The organism is Actinopolymorpha rutila (genome assembly GCF_013407855.1).
Classification (GTDB): Bacteria; Actinomycetota; Actinomycetes; order Propionibacteriales; family Actinopolymorphaceae; genus Actinopolymorpha; species Actinopolymorpha rutila.
Genome location: NZ_JACBZH010000001.1, coordinates 2,258,525 through 2,274,407, shown reverse-complemented (window position 1 = coordinate 2,274,407; position 15,883 = coordinate 2,258,525). Strand labels below are relative to the sequence as shown.

At 71.2% G+C, this 15,883-nt stretch carries 11 protein-coding genes; 4 read left to right on the top strand and 7 right to left on the bottom strand.

The features are described 5' to 3' along the window. Nucleotides 1-63 precede the first annotated feature (63 nt). Complete coding sequence (locus F4554_RS10235; RefSeq protein ID WP_202889235.1) at nucleotides 64-1,227, top strand: hypothetical protein; 1,164 nt, start codon at nucleotides 64-66, stop codon at nucleotides 1,225-1,227. Nucleotides 1,228-1,297: 70 nt separating this feature from the next. Beyond that, complete coding sequence (locus F4554_RS10230; RefSeq protein ID WP_179787162.1) at nucleotides 1,298-2,110, top strand: helix-turn-helix transcriptional regulator; 813 nt, start codon at nucleotides 1,298-1,300, stop codon at nucleotides 2,108-2,110. Between the two features lie 40 nt (nucleotides 2,111-2,150). Here the strand turns inward: F4554_RS10230 and F4554_RS10225 are convergent, their stop codons facing one another. Then, a complete protein-coding gene (locus F4554_RS10225) occupies nucleotides 2,151-3,920 on the bottom strand; it encodes a proline--tRNA ligase (protein ID WP_179787161.1) in 1,770 nt (589 codons plus the stop codon). A 356-nt stretch (nucleotides 3,921-4,276) separates the two neighbouring features. On the opposite strand from F4554_RS10225, the gene F4554_RS10220 reads away from it, so the two are divergent. Next, nucleotides 4,277-4,627, top strand: coding sequence for a hypothetical protein (locus F4554_RS10220; protein ID WP_179787160.1), 351 nt, complete (start codon nucleotides 4,277-4,279; stop codon nucleotides 4,625-4,627). Then, nucleotides 4,561-6,144, top strand: coding sequence for an HNH endonuclease signature motif containing protein (locus tag F4554_RS10215; protein ID WP_179787159.1), 1,584 nt, complete (start codon nucleotides 4,561-4,563; stop codon nucleotides 6,142-6,144). Before F4554_RS10220 ends, F4554_RS10215 begins: the two co-directional genes overlap by 67 nt. Before the next feature lie 182 nt (nucleotides 6,145-6,326). Here the strand turns inward: F4554_RS10215 and F4554_RS10210 are convergent, their stop codons facing one another. The 6 genes from F4554_RS10210 to dxr all read right to left on the bottom strand — a co-directional run bounded on the left by F4554_RS10210 (nucleotide 6,327) and on the right by dxr (nucleotide 15,882). After that, nucleotides 6,327-7,259, bottom strand: coding sequence for a DUF389 domain-containing protein (locus tag F4554_RS10210; protein ID WP_179787158.1), 933 nt, complete (start codon nucleotides 7,257-7,259; stop codon nucleotides 6,327-6,329). 73 nt (nucleotides 7,260-7,332) lie between these two features. After that, nucleotides 7,333-11,028 (bottom strand): hydantoinase B/oxoprolinase family protein, encoded by a 3,696-nt coding sequence (locus F4554_RS10205; RefSeq protein WP_179787157.1) that lies wholly within the window; start codon nucleotides 11,026-11,028, stop codon nucleotides 7,333-7,335. A 65-nt stretch (nucleotides 11,029-11,093) separates the two neighbouring features. Further along, nucleotides 11,094-11,939 (bottom strand): GNAT family N-acetyltransferase, encoded by an 846-nt coding sequence (locus F4554_RS10200; RefSeq protein ID WP_179787156.1) that lies wholly within the window; start codon nucleotides 11,937-11,939, stop codon nucleotides 11,094-11,096. 90 nt (nucleotides 11,940-12,029) lie between these two features. Beyond that, nucleotides 12,030-13,166: a flavodoxin-dependent (E)-4-hydroxy-3-methylbut-2-enyl-diphosphate synthase gene (gene ispG, locus F4554_RS10195; RefSeq protein WP_179791421.1), complete on the bottom strand. Its 1,137-nt coding sequence runs from the start codon at nucleotides 13,164-13,166 to the stop codon at nucleotides 12,030-12,032. A gap of 147 nt (nucleotides 13,167-13,313) precedes the next feature. Then, complete coding sequence (locus tag F4554_RS10190) at nucleotides 13,314-14,603, bottom strand: M50 family metallopeptidase (RefSeq protein WP_179787155.1); 1,290 nt, start codon at nucleotides 14,601-14,603, stop codon at nucleotides 13,314-13,316. Between the two features lie 40 nt (nucleotides 14,604-14,643). After that, nucleotides 14,644-15,882 (bottom strand): 1-deoxy-D-xylulose-5-phosphate reductoisomerase, encoded by a 1,239-nt coding sequence (gene dxr / locus F4554_RS10185; RefSeq protein ID WP_202889233.1) that lies wholly within the window; start codon nucleotides 15,880-15,882, stop codon nucleotides 14,644-14,646. Between the last annotated feature and the right edge of the window lies 1 nt (nucleotide 15,883).

Below are 15,883 nucleotides of genomic sequence, written 5' to 3'. Positions count from 1 at the left end.
GTCACCGCTGTCGTGCTCGGCTCCGCTGGGGGGCGCCGGCACGGCACGAAGGGACAGGTCGACATGACCCGAGATGCCGCGTTCAAGCGCCGTGTCCGCGCGCGGATGACCAGGACGGGTGAGCGATACGCCGCCGCCCGCGCCCAGCTGGCCGACCGCACCGCCGACGGGACCACGACGGAGATCACAACCGAGACCACCACCGAGACCGCCACCGAGACCGCAACCTTGACCGGGAACGACCACACCGCCGGCGTCCTGCACGTCACCAACGGCGACTGCGCCGCGGAGGTGATGCGGGCGGCCGGGCTCACCGAGCCGATCCTGCCCTGGCGGGACGTCCTGCACGACGGCCCGGTGCCCGGCGGGCTCACCGACGCCGAGCTGCGTGCCGTACGCGCGGACTTCATCGCCGGCGGCTGGGGCGATCCGGCCTCGGTGCGCGCCGACTTCGACGCCCGTGACGCGACCCTGGCCGCCCACCGCGACGGCCGGGTGGTGCTGTGGTTCGAGGCGGATCTGTACGACCAACTGCAGGTGGTGCAGGTGATCGACCAACTGCACCGGGCCGGGGTCCCGCCGGAGTCGGTGTCGCTGGTGTCGGCCGGAGAGTTCCCCGGTGTCGCGCACTTCGGCGGCCTGGGCGAGCTGGCGCCGGAGGACCTGCTGCGGCTGCGATCGGACGAGCTCCCGCTGACCGCCGAGGCGTTCGACCTCGCGGTGGCCGCCTGGGCGGCCTTCACCGCCCCCGACCCCGCCGCGCTGGCCGAGATCGCGCGGTCCGCCTCCCCCATCCTGCGTCACCTCGCCGAGGCGTTCGGCCGGTTGGCGCAGGAGTACCCCGCACGCTCGGACGGGCTGTCCCTGACCGAGCGAAGGATCCTCCTCGCCGTCGAGAGCGGCGCGGGCACGGCGGGCAGGGTCTTCGCGGAGGTGCAGCGCCGCGAACGCCGGCCGTACCTCGGCGACACCTCCTGCTTCGACCGCATCGCCGAGCTCGCCGGTGCCCGTCAACCGCTGCTTGCGGTGGATCCGGGCACCACAGCCGACGGACCGTACGCCGAACACCGGGTAGCGCTCACCCCGGTGGGACGGGACGTGCTCGCCGGCCGGGCCGACCACACCGAGCTCAACGGCGTGGACCGCTGGATCGGCGGCGTCCACCTGACCGGGACGCGCCCCGCCTGGCGGTACGACGAACGGCTGGAGAAGCTCCAGGCAGGCTGAGCGGGTCGCCCTCCTGACGTACTGAACCGCCGACCTGACGTACTCCATGGGTTGGATCTAGGGTCGGTGCATGCAGTACGTCAGCCGGGCGCCCGGCGCGGCGCTCGCGCCGTTCGTCCGTCACCTCGGATACGCCGAAGGGGTTGCGGGCGACGGCCGCGAGCGCGCGTTGCCGACCGGTGTTCCGCAGCTGCTGGTCAACCTGGCCGAGGACAGGTTCCGGGTGTACGACGGGGCCGGCGACCCGAAGGCGGCGGAGTTCGTCGGCGGCGCCGCCCTGTCCGGCCCTCAGTCGGGCGCCCGGGTGATCGACACCGCCGACCAGCGGGAGACCGTCTGGGTGGCGTTCCGGCCGGGTGGCGCGGCCGCGTTCTTCGCCGGCCCGGCCGATCGGACAAGTGAACGACTGGTCGACCTCGACGCGCTCTGGGGCGGGCATGCTGGCGCCGACCTCCGCGAACGCCTGGCCGCGGCACCCACGCCGCGGGCGAAGCTGGACGTGGTGGAGACAGCCCTGGTGAGCCGGGCGGTCCGTCCCCTGCGGGCCGACCCGGGGCTGGAGTTCGCGGTCGGCGAACTCCACCGGGGCAGACCGGTCGCACAGGTGGCCGAACGCTGTGGGCTCACCGGCAGGGCGTTCACCCGGCGGTTCACTGACAACGTGGGGTTGACACCGAAGCGTTTCGCCCGGGTACGCCGTTTCCAGCGGGCGCTGGCGGCGATCCCGCACGACCGGCCGGTCGACTGGGCCGACATCGCCCACCGGACCGGCTACTTCGACCAGGCCCACTTCGTCAAGGAGTTCCGGGCCTTCACCGGCCTGGTGCCCTCGGCGTACCGGCCGCGCTCGGCGACCACCCGCAACCACGTACCACTCTGCTGACCCGTCGGCACGTCGTTCGGCACTTCGCCCCGGTGGCAGGTCAGGAAGCGCAGACCTCCACGAGGTGGTCGACGACCTCGGCGATCGGCAGGTCGATGCGCTCGCTCGTACGCCGGTCCTTGATCTCGACCTTGCCGTCCACGATCCGCCGGCCGCAGGTCACGATCGTGGGGATGCCCAGCAGGTCGGCGTCGTTGAACTTCTCCCCCGGGCTCGCCCCGCGCCGGTCGTCCAGCAGCACCCGGATGCCCCGGGCGTCCAGCTCGGCGGCGAGCTGCTCGGCGGTCTCGAACGGCGCGTCGTTCTTGCCGGTGGCGATGACGTGTACGTCGGCCGGACTGATCTCGCGGGGCCAGATCAGCCCCTTGGCGTCGTGGTTCTTCTCCGCGATCGCGGCGACCGCGCGGCTCACGCCGATGCCGTACGACCCCATCGTCACCACGACCTGCTTGCCGTTCTCGTCCAGCACCGTGAGACCGAGCGCCTGCGCGAACTTGCGGCCCAGCGCGAAGACGTGCCCCATCTCCATGCCCTTGGCCGAGGCCAGCGCACTGCCGCAGCGCGGGCACGGGTCGCCGTCGCGTACCTCGGCGGCGTGAATGGTGCCGTCGGCGCTGAAGTCGCGGTCGGCGACGAGATCCACCACGTGCCTGCCGGGTTCGTTGGCGCCCGTCACCCAGCGGGTGCCCGAGGCGACCCGCGGGTCGACGAGGTAGCGGACCCTGGCCGGCTTGTCCGCCCCCAGCGCGTCGGGTCCGATGTAGCCGCGCACCAGCTCGGGCCGGGCCGCGAAGTCCTCGTCGGTCGCCGCCTGGACGGTGGCCGGGTAGACCTGGCCCTCCAGGCGTTTCAGGTCCACCTCGCGGTCGCCGGGAACGCCGACGGCGAGGAGTTCGCTGTCACCGCCGGGGTGGACGACCTTCACGACGACGTTCTTCAACGTGTCGGACGCCTGCCAGGCGCGGTCGTCGCGGCGGAGCTTCTCCCGGTCGTTCAGCAGGGCGACCAGCGACTCGATGGTCGGGGTGTCCGGGGTGTCCTCCACGTGCGCGGCGGGCAGGCCGGCGTGCGGCACCGGCTCGGTGGCCGGCACCTCCACCGCCTCGGTGTTGCTCGCATAGTCGCAGGAGGTGCAACGGACGTAGGTGTCCTCGCCCACCTCGGTCGGAGTCAGGAACTCCTCGCTGAGCGAGCCACCCATCGCCCCGGCCATAGCCTTGACGATCACGTGGTCGAGCCCGAGCCGGTCGAACGTACGGACGTAGGCCTCACGGTGCCGGTGGTAGGAGCGTTCCAGCCCGGCGTCGTCGACGTCGAAGGAGTAGGAGTCCTTCATCGAGAACTCCCGGCCCCGCAGAATGCCCGCTCGCGGCCGCGGCTCGTCGCGGTACTTCCACTGGATCTGGTAGATCGACAGCGGGAGGTCCTTGTAGGAGGAGAAGAGGTCCTTCACCAGAAGGGTGAACATCTCCTCGTGGGTGGGGCCGAGGAGGAAGTCGTTGCCCTTGCGGTCCTTGAGCCGGAAGATGTCGTCGCCGTAGTCGGTCCATCGGCCGGTGCGTTCGTAGGGCTCACGCGGCAGCAGGGCCGGGAAGTGGACCTCCTGGAATCCCGCCGCGTCCATCTCCTCCCGGACGATCCGCTCGACGTTGAGGTAGGTGCGCCAGCCCAGCGGCAGCCACGAGTAGATGCCCGGTGCGACCCGGCGGATGTAGCCCGCGCGCACGAGCAGCCGGTGGCTCGGCACCTCCGCGTCGGCCGGGTCCTCGCGCAGCGTGCGCAGGAACAAAGTCGACATCCGCAGAATCACGGGGAATCTCCTCCGAGGAAGGGACGGCGGCGTCATCACCGCCGGGACCGAGGCGAGAATACCGGCTGGGCGCGCCCGGGCCCGTGTGCGGCCCGGGGCACGCTGCGCCGGGAGGCGGCGGCGAGTGCCCGGCCTGCCGAGACTCCGCGCCGTACATCTGGGCTCGCCGGTCACTGGCAACCCGGCCGACCGAGCCGTCGGGTGCGGAGTTCAGCGACCAGAGCACCTGAACGGGCGCCGCCTGCCACCGGAGTGGTGGCGCCAGGTTTTTGTCCACAGGTGGCGTATCGGGTTGTGCCTCGGGTCTCCTTGTGGACAACGATCTTCGTGTCGGTCGTCGCCTCTAGACTTCGAACATGCATTCGACCACGCAGGACCTTCCCGGCACCGGTGGCAGTGGCGCCGCCGCCCGGTTGAGGGCTGCGCTGGCCACAATCCGCGCCGGAGTGAACGAGGCTTTGTCGACGCCGACCACCTGTGTGGAGGTGGGTGAGCTCGGTGAGCTGATCGGTGAACTGGAGGCGGAGAAGGCACGGACCGACGCGCTCACCCTGGCCTGGGTCCGTCAGGCCGAAGCCGGCGACATCGGCAAGACCACGGGTGCGGCGACCGCGGCGGGTGGTTGCGCAGCGCGCAGCGGATGTCGAAGACCGAGGCCTCCGCCACCGTCGGCCTGGCCCGGGACCTGGACCGTACGGTCACCTTGACCGCCGCCGCCCTGGCGCGGGGTGAACTGTCGTTCAAGCACGCGCAGGTGATCGCGTTCGCGGTCAAGGACCTGCCCACCTGGATCGGACCCGAACAACGCCTGAAGGCCGAGGAATACCTGATCACCTGGTCCAAGCGACGTAACCCCGACGACGTACGCCTGCTGGGGCGGGCGTTGCTGCAGTACCTCGCACCCGAAGAGTGGGAACGCCGCCTCGGCAAGGAACTCGGCGACGCCGAACGCGCAGCCGAACGCAAACGGTCCCTGCGCTACCTGCCCAACGGCATCCCGGGGTCGGAAACCGTGGTGATCAAACTGCCGGTGCTGGAGATGGAAACCCTCCGCAAGATCATCGAGGCGCTGACCGCCTCCGACACCCGCCCCGACCCCGACGAACGCCCCCTCGACCAACGCCGAGGTGACGCCTTCGCCGAACTCCTCGCCCAGTGGGCGCAACAGCAGGCATCCCCCAACCGCGGCCGGGGCAGGGACTGCGTCACCGTCACTGTTGGAGTCGACCAGCTACTGACCGGCCTCGGGTACGGCACCATCGACGACCTCAACCCCGTCCGCCCCACGCCCTGCACCTGCCAAACCCCCGACGCCAAACGCCAGAACACCAAACGCAAAGCCCGACAGCAGAACACGAACACTGGCAACAACAACGACACCACAGGTGCCACGGGCACCAAGCCCAAGCAGCCCGCCCGCCGCAACAGCACCGACGACACCGAGCGCGAAGCCGGCACTGGCGGTGTCACCGACCCCGACGAGGCTCACGGCGGTAGTAGGACGAGTGGCCGAAATGCTCAACCCGTCGAGGAGAATCGACTACCCGACCCACTCGATCCGGGTGGGGTCGCGGAGCGGTTACCCGAACCCCGGGAACCCGGCCAACACCGACAACCGAACACCGCCACCGGATCGGACCCAACAGGTGAAACAGATCCGGAGGTAGACGCCGAACCCGAGGACTGGGGCCTCGGGCCGGAAGACGACGCCGACACTGACTCCGAACCGGAGGAGGGTGCGGCGGGGCCGGAGGCTGCCCCCAACCACATCGACCCCCACGACGGCTGTCAGACGTGTGGCGGTGGCGGGTCGGCCCGGATCCTCGGACTGCGCGGCGAACCGCTCTCAGTCGCCACCATCCGCCGAATGGCCTGCGACGCCAACATCATCCCCGTCGTCCTCGGCGGCAACGGTGAAATCCTCGACATCGGAGAGGCCGACCGGTTCTTCACCGAACCCCAACGCCGAGCCCTCGCCATCCGCGACGGAAGCCACTGCCACTTCCCCGACTGCCAAGTACCCGAACGACGCTGCGTCGCCCACCACATGACCGCCTGGGACCACTTCGGCCCGACAGACCTCGCCAACGGCGTGCTGCTCTGCAAAACCCACCACACGTTCGTCCACCACAAAGGCTGGCAGGTACGCATGGGCAGCCACGGCCACCCCGAGTACATCCCGCCCGAGTGGGTGGACCCGCACCAGAAAGTACGCCGGCCGTGAAGGCCAAGCGGGCGGCGAGGTGCACGCCAGGCAATGCCCTGTCCTGAGGCGAACGCGCGACCGCTGCGGTGACCTTCGGCGGTTCGCGGCTGGAGATCCCGATCTTCCGGCAGATCGCGAAGATCATCATCGAGAACCTCATCTGGATGGCCATCGGCGAGATCTACGGCTGAGCGTACGACTCAGATCCGGATCTGCTGCCCCGGTCTGCCCAGCGCCTTCTGCAGCGTCAGGGTCGCCACACCGGCCAGCACGATGGCGGCCATGTTGATGCCGAGCTGGGCCGCCGAGCCGGCGAGTTCGGCGAGGTCACCGAGCGCCAGCGCCGCGGCGAAGTTGCCGGCCGCTGGCACGGTCGTGACCGAGATGAACACGCCGACGAGCGTTCCGGACTTCGACGCGGTGAGGGACAGCACACCGGCGATCCCCGCGATGAACGCCACCACGAACGACCACTTGTCCGGGGTCCAGATGAACCCGGTCAACGGCCTGGGCCGGTCGATCTGCGCGATGGTGATCCACCCCGCGGCCCGCGCGAGCAGGCACAGCACCGTGGTGCCCGCGATCGCCGCGGCGAAGCCGACGCCGAGGGTGAACAGTCCCCGGCGCAGCAGACCCACCCGTTGGTGCACGATTCCGACCGCGATCGCGGCCAGCGCGACGAACTCCGGTCCCACCACCATTGCGCCGATCACCAGGATCGAGGAGTCGAGTACGACCGCGATCGCGGCGAGAGCGGTGGCGAGGAAGAGGAACGACAGGAACGTCCACGACAGCGCGGCGTCGTCGGAGGTTCGGCGTACGACCTCCTCCCAGATGACCGCGTCCGCACCCTCGCCCGGCGCGGCGCGCTCGGCGCGTTCGGCGGCGTCGGAGATCGCGGTGTCGACGACCTCCATCGCGATCGTCCCGTCGACGTCCAGGCCGAGGTCGCGCAGAGCACCCAGCACCCCTTCGACGGACTCCCGGGCGATGTCCGCGTACACCAGATCGCCCGGCGGCCGGATCGACGCGCCCGGCACCACCGCGAGGTTGGCGACGCCCACGCATTCTTCCAGGAGCGCGACGACCTTCTCGGTCCGCTCCGACGGCGAGGTCACCCGCAGATGCAGCACGCCGGACATGGTAGGTCGTGCACCCACCGTGCTCGGGCCCGGCCGATCAGGCGGAGCCAACCGGCCAGACGGATCAGGACGGATCAGGCGGACCTTGCGGACCAACCGGCCCGTATCCCCCGCCGCCCGGTGTCTCCACGACCAGGACGTCGCCCGGACCCACCTCGGCCGAGTCGGCGCCGGCCAACTCCACGACGCCGCCGCCGGCGCGTTCGACCCAGTTGTGCCCGAGCGCGCCGGGTTCGCCACCGGCCATGCCGTACGGCGGAACCCTGCGGTGGCCCGACAGCGTGCTCACCGTCGCCGGCTCCAGGAACCGCAGCCGGCGCACCGCCCCGTCACCACCGCGCCATCGCCCGGCACCGCCGCTCCCCCGCCGGATCGTGAAGCTCTCCAGCAGCACCGGCAGCCGCCACTCCAGCACCTCGGGATCGGTCAGCCGGGAGTTCGTCATGTGCGTCTGCACCACGGCCGCACCGTCGAAGCCCTCACCCGCACCGGACCCGGACGCAACCGTCTCGTAGTACTGGTGCCGCTCGTTCCCGAACGTCACGTTGTTCATCGTCCCCGAGCCCTCCGCCTGCACGCCGAGCGCGGCGTACAGCGCACCGGTCACCGCCTGGGAGGTCTCCACATTGCCGGCGACGACGGCCGCCGGGAACCTCGGCGCGAGCATGCAGCCCTCGGGTACGACGATGCGCAGCGGCCGCAGGCACCCGTCGTTGAGTGGGATGTCGTCGTCGACCAAGGTGCGGAAGACGTACAGCACCGCCGCGGTCGCCACCGACGCCGGCGCGTTGAAGTTGGTGTCGAGCTGGGCCGAGGTGCCGGTGAAGTCGATGGTGGCGGTACGCGCCGAGCGGTCCACGTCGATCCGCACCTCGATCCGGGCGCCGGAGTCCAGTTCGTAGCTGTACGAACCGCCCTCCAGGGTGGCGACGACCCGGCGGACCGCCTCCTCGGCGTTGTCCTGCACGTGCCGCATGTACGCCTGTACGACGTCCAGCCCGAAGTGGTCGATCATCTTGCCGACCTCCTCCACACCCTTCTCGCTGGCGGCGATCTGGGCGCGCAGGTCAGCGAGGTTGGTGTCGGGGTTGCGGGACGGGTACGGCGCCTCGGTGAGCAGCCGCCGCGTCTCGTCCTCGCGCAGCCGGGCGTTCTCCACCAGCAGCCAGTTGTCGAACAGCACCCCCTCCTCCTCGACCGAGCGGCTGGTGGCCGGCATCGAGCCGGGGGTGAGGCCACCGATCTCGGCGTGGTGGCCGCGGGATGCGACGAAGAACAGAACGTTCTCCCCCGTCTGGTCGTACACCGGCGTCACCACGGTCACGTCCGGCAGGTGGGTGCCGCCGTGGTAGGGATCGTTGACCGCGTAGACGTCACCGCGCTTCATCGCGTCCCCGCGCCGGCGGATCACCTCCTGCACGCTGGCGCCCATCGAGCCCAGGTGCACCGGCATGTGCGGTGCGTTGGCGATGAGGTTGCCGTCGGGGTCGAACAACGCGCAGGAGAAGTCCAGCCGCTCCTTGATGTTCACCGACTGCGCGGTCGAGGACAGCCTTGCGCCCATCTGCTCCGCGATCGACATGAAGAGGTTGTTGAAGATCTCCAGCAGCACCGGGTCGACCTCGGTCCCGACGTTCTCCACGTCGGCGCGGGCGCTGACGCGTTCGATCCGCAGGTGGCCGGTCGCGGTGACGGTCGCCGCCCAGCCGGGCTCGACCACCGTGGTGGCGTTGGCCTCGGCGACGATCGCCGGTCCGGTGACGGTGGTGCCGGCGGCGAGCCGGTCGCGGCGCAGGAGGGGTACGTCATGCCAGCCGTCACCGGCGTACATCCGTACGGTCGGGTCCTCGGCTTCGGTAGCGGTTTCCCCGTCGGAGTGGTCGGCCGGGTCGCCCGGTGCCAGGGCGTCCAGGTCGGGCGGGACAGTGGCGCCGACCGCCTCGACCGACACCGCCTCCACCACCAGCGGGCGGTCCATCAGGAAGGAGTACGTACGCCGGTAGGCCGCCTCGAACTCCGCCACCATCGCCGCGGGGTCGGCCGGCTCGGCGAGCGTCACCGGCACCGCGGTGTCGGTCCCGTCGTAGCGCAGGTGCCCCCGGCGGACCACCTCGATGCGGTCGGCCGGCACCTCCTCGGCGAGGAGTTCATCGCGGGCGGTGCGGGCGAGGTCGTCGGCCACCGCCTCGACCCGCTCGAGTCCGTCGGCGTCCAGCCCGCACTCGACCGACTGCTCGCGCATCGTGGTGGTGTCGGCCAGGCCGATACCGAGCGCGGAGAGTACGCCGGCCATCGGCGGCACCAGCACCGTGCGGATGCCGAGCGCGTCGGCGACCGCGCAGGCGTGCTGCCCGCCCGCGCCGCCGAACGTGGTGAGGGCGTACTCGGTGACGTCGTGCCCCTTCTGCACCGAGATCTTCTTCACCGCGTTGGCCATGTTGGCGACCGCGATCGCCACGAACCCGGCGGCGACCTGCTCCGGTGTCCGGTCGTCGCCGGTCGCGGCGGCGATCTGCCCGGCCAGGTCGGCGAACCCGGTCCGCACCACCTCGACGTCCAGCGGCTGGTCGGCGCCCGGCCCGAAGACGTGCGGGAAGTACGCCGGCTGCACCCGGCCGAGCATCACGTTGGCGTCGGTGACGGTCAGTGGGCCGCCGCCGCGGTAGCAGGCCGGACCGGGGTCGGCGCCCGCGGAGTCGGGACCGACGCGGTAGCGGCTGCCGTCGAAGTGCAGGACCGACCCGCCACCGGCCGCGACGGTGTTGATGTCGAGCATTGGCGCGCGCAGCCGCACCCCCGCCACCTGGGTGTCGAAGACGCGCTCGTACTCACCGGCGTAGTGCGACACGTCGGTGGACGTCCCGCCCATGTCGAAGCCGATCACCTTGTCGAACCCGGCCAGCCGCGACATCCGCACCATGCCGACGATCCCACCCGCCGGTCCGGACAGGATGGCGTCCTTGCCGCGGAAGTGCCCCGCCTCGGCCAGCCCGCCGTTGGACTGCATGAACATCAGGCGTACGCCAGAGAGCTCGTCGGCCACGTGCTCGACGTAGCGCCGCAGCACCGGCGAGAGGTAGGCGTCGACCACCGTGGTGTCACCGCGCGGCACCACCCGCATCAGCGGGCTGGCCTCGCTGGACAGGGAGACCTGCGGGAAGCCGATCCGCTCGGCCAGCGCGCCGACCTGGTGCTCGTGCGCGGGGTGGAGGTAGCTGTGCAGGCAGACCACCGCGACCGCGCGGATGCCGTCGGCGTACACCTCGCGCAGCTTCTCCTCGAGCGTGTCAAGGTCGGGTTGACGCAGGACGGTGCCGTCGGCGGTGACCCGCTCGGCGACCTCGACGACCCGCTCGAACAGCATGTCCGGCAGCACGATGTGCCGGTCGAAGATGCGCGGGCGGTTCTGGTAGCCGATCCGCAGCGCGTCGGCGAAACCCTCGGTAATCACAAGCGCGGTCCGCTCGCCGCGGCGTTCGAGCAGGGCGTTGGTGGCCACGGTGGTGCCCATGCGTACCGCCTCGATCGCCTCGGCGATCGGCCTCGCACCGGCAGCCTCGCCGGTCTGATCCTCGCCGGTCACATCCTCGCCGGCCCGGTCCAGCAGCGCCCGGATGCCGGCCACCGCGGCGTCGGCGTAGTGCGCGGGACTGTCCGAGAGCAGCTTGTGGGTCACCAGCGCACCGGTGGGCGTGCGGGCCACCACGTCGGTGAACGTGCCGCCCCGGTCGATCCAGAACTGCCAGGTCCCGCGTGCCAAGCCGCTCCCTACCGCTTCGTGGAGGACGGTCCTCCGAACAGGACGGCCCAGAAACAGGACGACCCCTAGAACAACACGGTCATGAACGTGTCGGCGTGGGTGAAGCCGACGCGTGCGTAGGTGCGCCGTGCCGCGTGGTTGAAGTCGTTGACGTACAACGTAGCCACCGGCGCCACGTCGCGCAGCCCGGCGGCGGTCACCGCCGCCACCCCGGGCGCGGACAGTCCCTCGCCGCGCCGGTCCGGCCGCACCCACACACCCTGGATCTGGAACGCCCGCGGCGTGGCCACCCCGATCTCGGCCTTGAAGACGACCTCGCCGTTCTCGAACCGCGCGAACGCGTGGCCCCGGGCGATCAGCTCCGCGACCCGCGCGCGGTAGTAGGCCCCGCCGTCGCGCTCCTCCGGGCTGACCCCGAGCTCCTCGCGGAAGAACGCCACGCTGGCACGGTAGAGCGCGTCGAGCTCGTCGATGCGGACCCGGCGCACGGCCGGGTCGGCGGGCACCGCCGGCTGGTCGCGGGTGGTGAGGAACGGCTGCTCGCCCCGCACCCCTCGGGCCGGTCCCCAGGTCGGTGCGAGCGCGTCCCACAGCGGCGCCACCGCGTCGCGCGGACCCCACACCGACGAGCAGTTGCGGCCGTACCGCAGAGCCAGCTCGGCGAACGCCGCGACGGCGGTCGGCGTGGCGGCGACGGGTACGAGGTTGGCGCCGGCGAAGCACAGCGACGTGAGCCGGCTGCCCTCGCCGTAACCCCACAGCTGCCCGCCCATCCGGCGCAGGTCGCTGCCGGCGGCGCGCACCCGGGCGTCGATGAACACGTTGGTCACCGGGTCGGTGTCCAGCAGCCGGCGGACAGCGCGCAGATCGGACGTGCGCAGGAGCCGGACCCGCTCGGTGGTGTCGAGCATCCCCCGCCTCCTCGCGATCGTCACCGACCGGCCCCGAAAGGAACTCTGGTGCAGAACACCGACCGGTCTCCGACGATCCTCGTCCCTGGCCTAGCGCACCTCGACCTCGGGTGCCCCGGATGCTACTCCGGCGTCCTTCAGCTCCTCACCGATGCGCATTGCCTCGTCGATGAGGGTCTCCACGATCTCGCTCTCGGGCACGGTGCGCACGACCTCGCCCCTGACGAAGATCTGGCCCTTGCCGTTGCCGGACGCCACGCCGAGGTCGGCCTCGCGCGCCTCGCCCGGGCCGTTCACCACGCAGCCCATCACGGCGACGCGCAGCGGCACCTCCATGCCCTCCAGGCCCGCGGTCACCTCGTCGGCGAGCTTGTAGACGTCGACCTGCGCGCGCCCGCACGAGGGGCAGGACACGATCTCCAGCTTGCGCGGGCGGAGGTTCAGCGACTCGAGGATCTTGATGCCGACCTTGACCTCCTCCGCCGGCGGGGCGGACAGGGACACCCGGATCGTGTCGCCGATCCCCTTCGACAGCAGGGCGCCGAACGCCACCGAGGACTTGATCGTGCCCTGGAACGCCGGGCCGGCCTCGGTCACCCCGAGGTGCAGGGGGTAGTCGCACTGCTCCGACAGGAGCTCGTACGCCCGCACCATCACCACCGGGTCGTGGTGCTTCACCGAGATCTTGAAGTCGTGGAAGCCGTGCTCCTCGAACAGGCCGGCCTCCCACAGCGCCGACTCGACCAGCGCCTCCGGGCTGGGCTTGCCGTACTTTTCCAGCAGCCTGGGGTCCAGCGACCCGGCGTTGACGCCGATCCGGATGGACACGCCCGCGTCCGCGGCGGTGCGGGCGATCTCCTTCACCTGGTCGTCGAACTTGCGGATGTTGCCGGGGTTGACGCGCACCGCGGCGCAACCGGCCTCGATCGCGGCGAAGACGTACTTCGGCTGGAAGTGGATGTCGGCGATCACCGGGATCTGCGACTTCGCGGCGATCGCCGGCAGCGCGTCGGCGTCGTCCTGGCTCGGTACCGCGACCCGGACGATGTCGCACCCGGTCGCCGTCAGCTCCGCGATCTGCTGCAGCGTCGCGTTGATGTCGGTGGTCGGCGTCGTCGTCATCGACTGCACCGAGACCGGCGCGTCGCCACCGACGAGCACCTTGCCGACCCGGATCTGCCGGGTCTTGCGGCGTTCGGCGAGAACGGGCGGGGGTCCTGCGGGCATGCCGAGGTCGATGCTGGTCACGAGATGTCCTTCGCTGCTCGTCGCACGGCTTCGCGCGCGTACGTCCGGATCATTACCCGGTTGGCCGCCCGGATCACGTGTCCGGTGACGTCTCGGGTCGCTTGGTGGGTCACGGGGTACGGCACCTCAGTTCGATATCCGTACCGGATTGACGATGTCGGCGTACAACAGGAGGACGCCCATCACGATGAGCACGCTCGCCACCGCGTACGCCACCGGCAGGGCCCGCGCGACGTCGACGTAGCCGGGGTCGGGCCGCCGCCGCAGCCGGGCCACGGCGCGCCGCAGCGCTTCGTACAACGCGCCCGCGATGTGCCCGCCGTCCATGGGCAGCAGCGGCACGAGGTTGAACAACGCGACGAAGAGGTTCAGCGCGCCCAGCCACTGCAGGAACGTGGCGATCCGGTCGGCGACCGACACCTGGGACGCGGAGGCGATCTCGCCCGCGACGCGGCTGGCGCCGATCACGCTCATCGGGCTGTCCATCGCCCGCTTCTCACCGAACGCCGCCTTGGCCACCCCGACCATGCGTTCGGGGATGTGCACCATGGCCTGCGCGGTCGCCGCGGTGAGCCGGCCCATCTCCCCGATCACCGCGCCTGGTCCCTGGCGTTCACGGACCACGGTCGGGCTGACCCCGAGGAAGCCGACGCGTTCCAGCTGCGCGGGGTTGTTGGGGTCGGGGCGGTCGGCCGCGATCAGCGTGGCGTGCAGGGTGCGGCGCACGCCGTCCCGCTTCACCGCGATGGTGACCGGTCCGGCGCCCGCGTCGCGGATCAGCGTGGACGCCTTGTCCCACGAGTCGACCGGAGTGCCGTTGAAGGCCACGATCTCGTCGCCCGGCCGCAGCCCGGCCTTCTTCGCCGGCGACAGCGGGTCCTTCGCGGTGCACTTGCGGGCGCCGTCGGCGGCGGGGACCACGCAGTCGGGTACGGCGCTGACGGTCGGCTTGGGCACGTCGGTGCCGAAGCCCATCAGCACGATCCCGAACAGCAGCACGGCCAGGATGATGTTCATGAGCGGGCCGCCGCTCATGATGATCAGCTTCTGCCACCACTTCTTGGTGTAGAAGAGGCGGTGCTCCTCACCGGGCGGCGTCTCCTCCGCCGATGAGTTGCGGGCCTCCTCGATCAAGGTCTGGAACGGCCCGGTGCTGGCCTTGCGCATCCTCCCGTCGCGGGCCGGCGGGAACATCCCGATCATCCGGACGAACCCGCCGAACGGGATGAGCTTCAGGCCGTACTCCGTCTCACCGCGTTGGCGCGACCACACCGTGCGGCCGAACCCGACCATGTACTGGGTGACGCGGACGTCGAACAGCTTCGCCGGCGCGAAGTGGCCGATCTCGTGCAGGGCGACCGAGGCGAGCACGCCGAGGAAGAAGACGACGGCGCCGATGATCGCGATCAGGTCCATGTCAGTCCCATGTCAGGTCCGTCACAGGTCCATCCCAGGTTCATGCGGAGGAGCCCTCCCGGTCAGGCGATGCGGCGTGGCCCTCGATGAGTTCTGCGGCGCGGGCACGTGCCCAGGTCTCCGCCTCCAGAACCTCCGGGAGCGTACGGGGGTTCCCGCCGGCTCCGGGGCCCGCCTGGTGAGCGTACTCCCCGACGATCGCGGCCACGGTGTCCACGATGCCGAGGAACGGCAGCCGACCCGCCGTGAACGCCGCGACGCACTCCTCGTTGGCGGCGTTGTAGACGGCCGGCGCGAGACCGCCCCGCTCCCCCGCCTCCCGGGCGAGGCGCACCGAGGGGAACGCCTCGTCGTCCAGCGGCTCGAACTGCCAGGTCGCCGCCCGGGTCCAGTCGCAGGCGGGCGCGGCGTCGGGCACGCGGTCCGGCCAGCCGAGCGCCAGTGCGATCGGCAGCCGCATGTCGGGCGGGCTGGCCTGGGCGATCGTGGACCCGTCGGCGAACTCCACCATCGAGTGCACGACCGACTGCGGGTGGACCACCACCTCGATGTCGGCGTACGGGATGTCGAAGAGCTCGTGAGCCTCGATCACCTCCAGCCCCTTGTTGACCAGGGTGGCGGAGTTGATCGTGACCACCGGGCCCATGTTCCAGGTGGGGTGGGCCAGCGCCTGCTCGAGCGTGACGTCGGCCAGGGAGGCGCGGCTCCGGCCGCGGAACGGCCCGCCGCTCGCGGTGACCACCAGCTTGCGCACCTCGGCTCGGCTGCCGGACCGCAGGCACTGCGCCAGCGCGGTGTGCTCGGAGTCGACGGGGACGATCTGGCCGGGCTTCGCGGCCGCCCGCACGAGGGGGCCGCCCGCGATCAGCGACTCCTTGTTGGCCAGCGCCAGTGTGCGGCCGGCGTTCAGCGCGGCGAGCGTGGGCGCCAGGCCGACCGAGCCGGTCATGCCGTTCAGAACGGTGTCGCAGGGCCAGGTGGCGATCTCGGCGGCCGCGTCCGGGCCGGCGAGGATCTTCGGCACGCTGAACTCGCCGCGGGAGTAGCCCTGCCGCTGGGCCTCGGCGTAGAACGCCAGCTGGAGGTCCTGGACGACGGTCGAGCGGGCCACCGCCACCACGTCGACCCCGAGGTCGAGTGCCTGCCGGGCGAGCAGGTCGACCTGCCCACCGCCGGCGGCGAGGCCGACGACGCGGAACCTGTCCGGATTGCGGCGTACGACGTCGATCGCCTGGGTTCCGATCGAACCGGTCGAGCCGAGGAGCACCACCTCACGCATG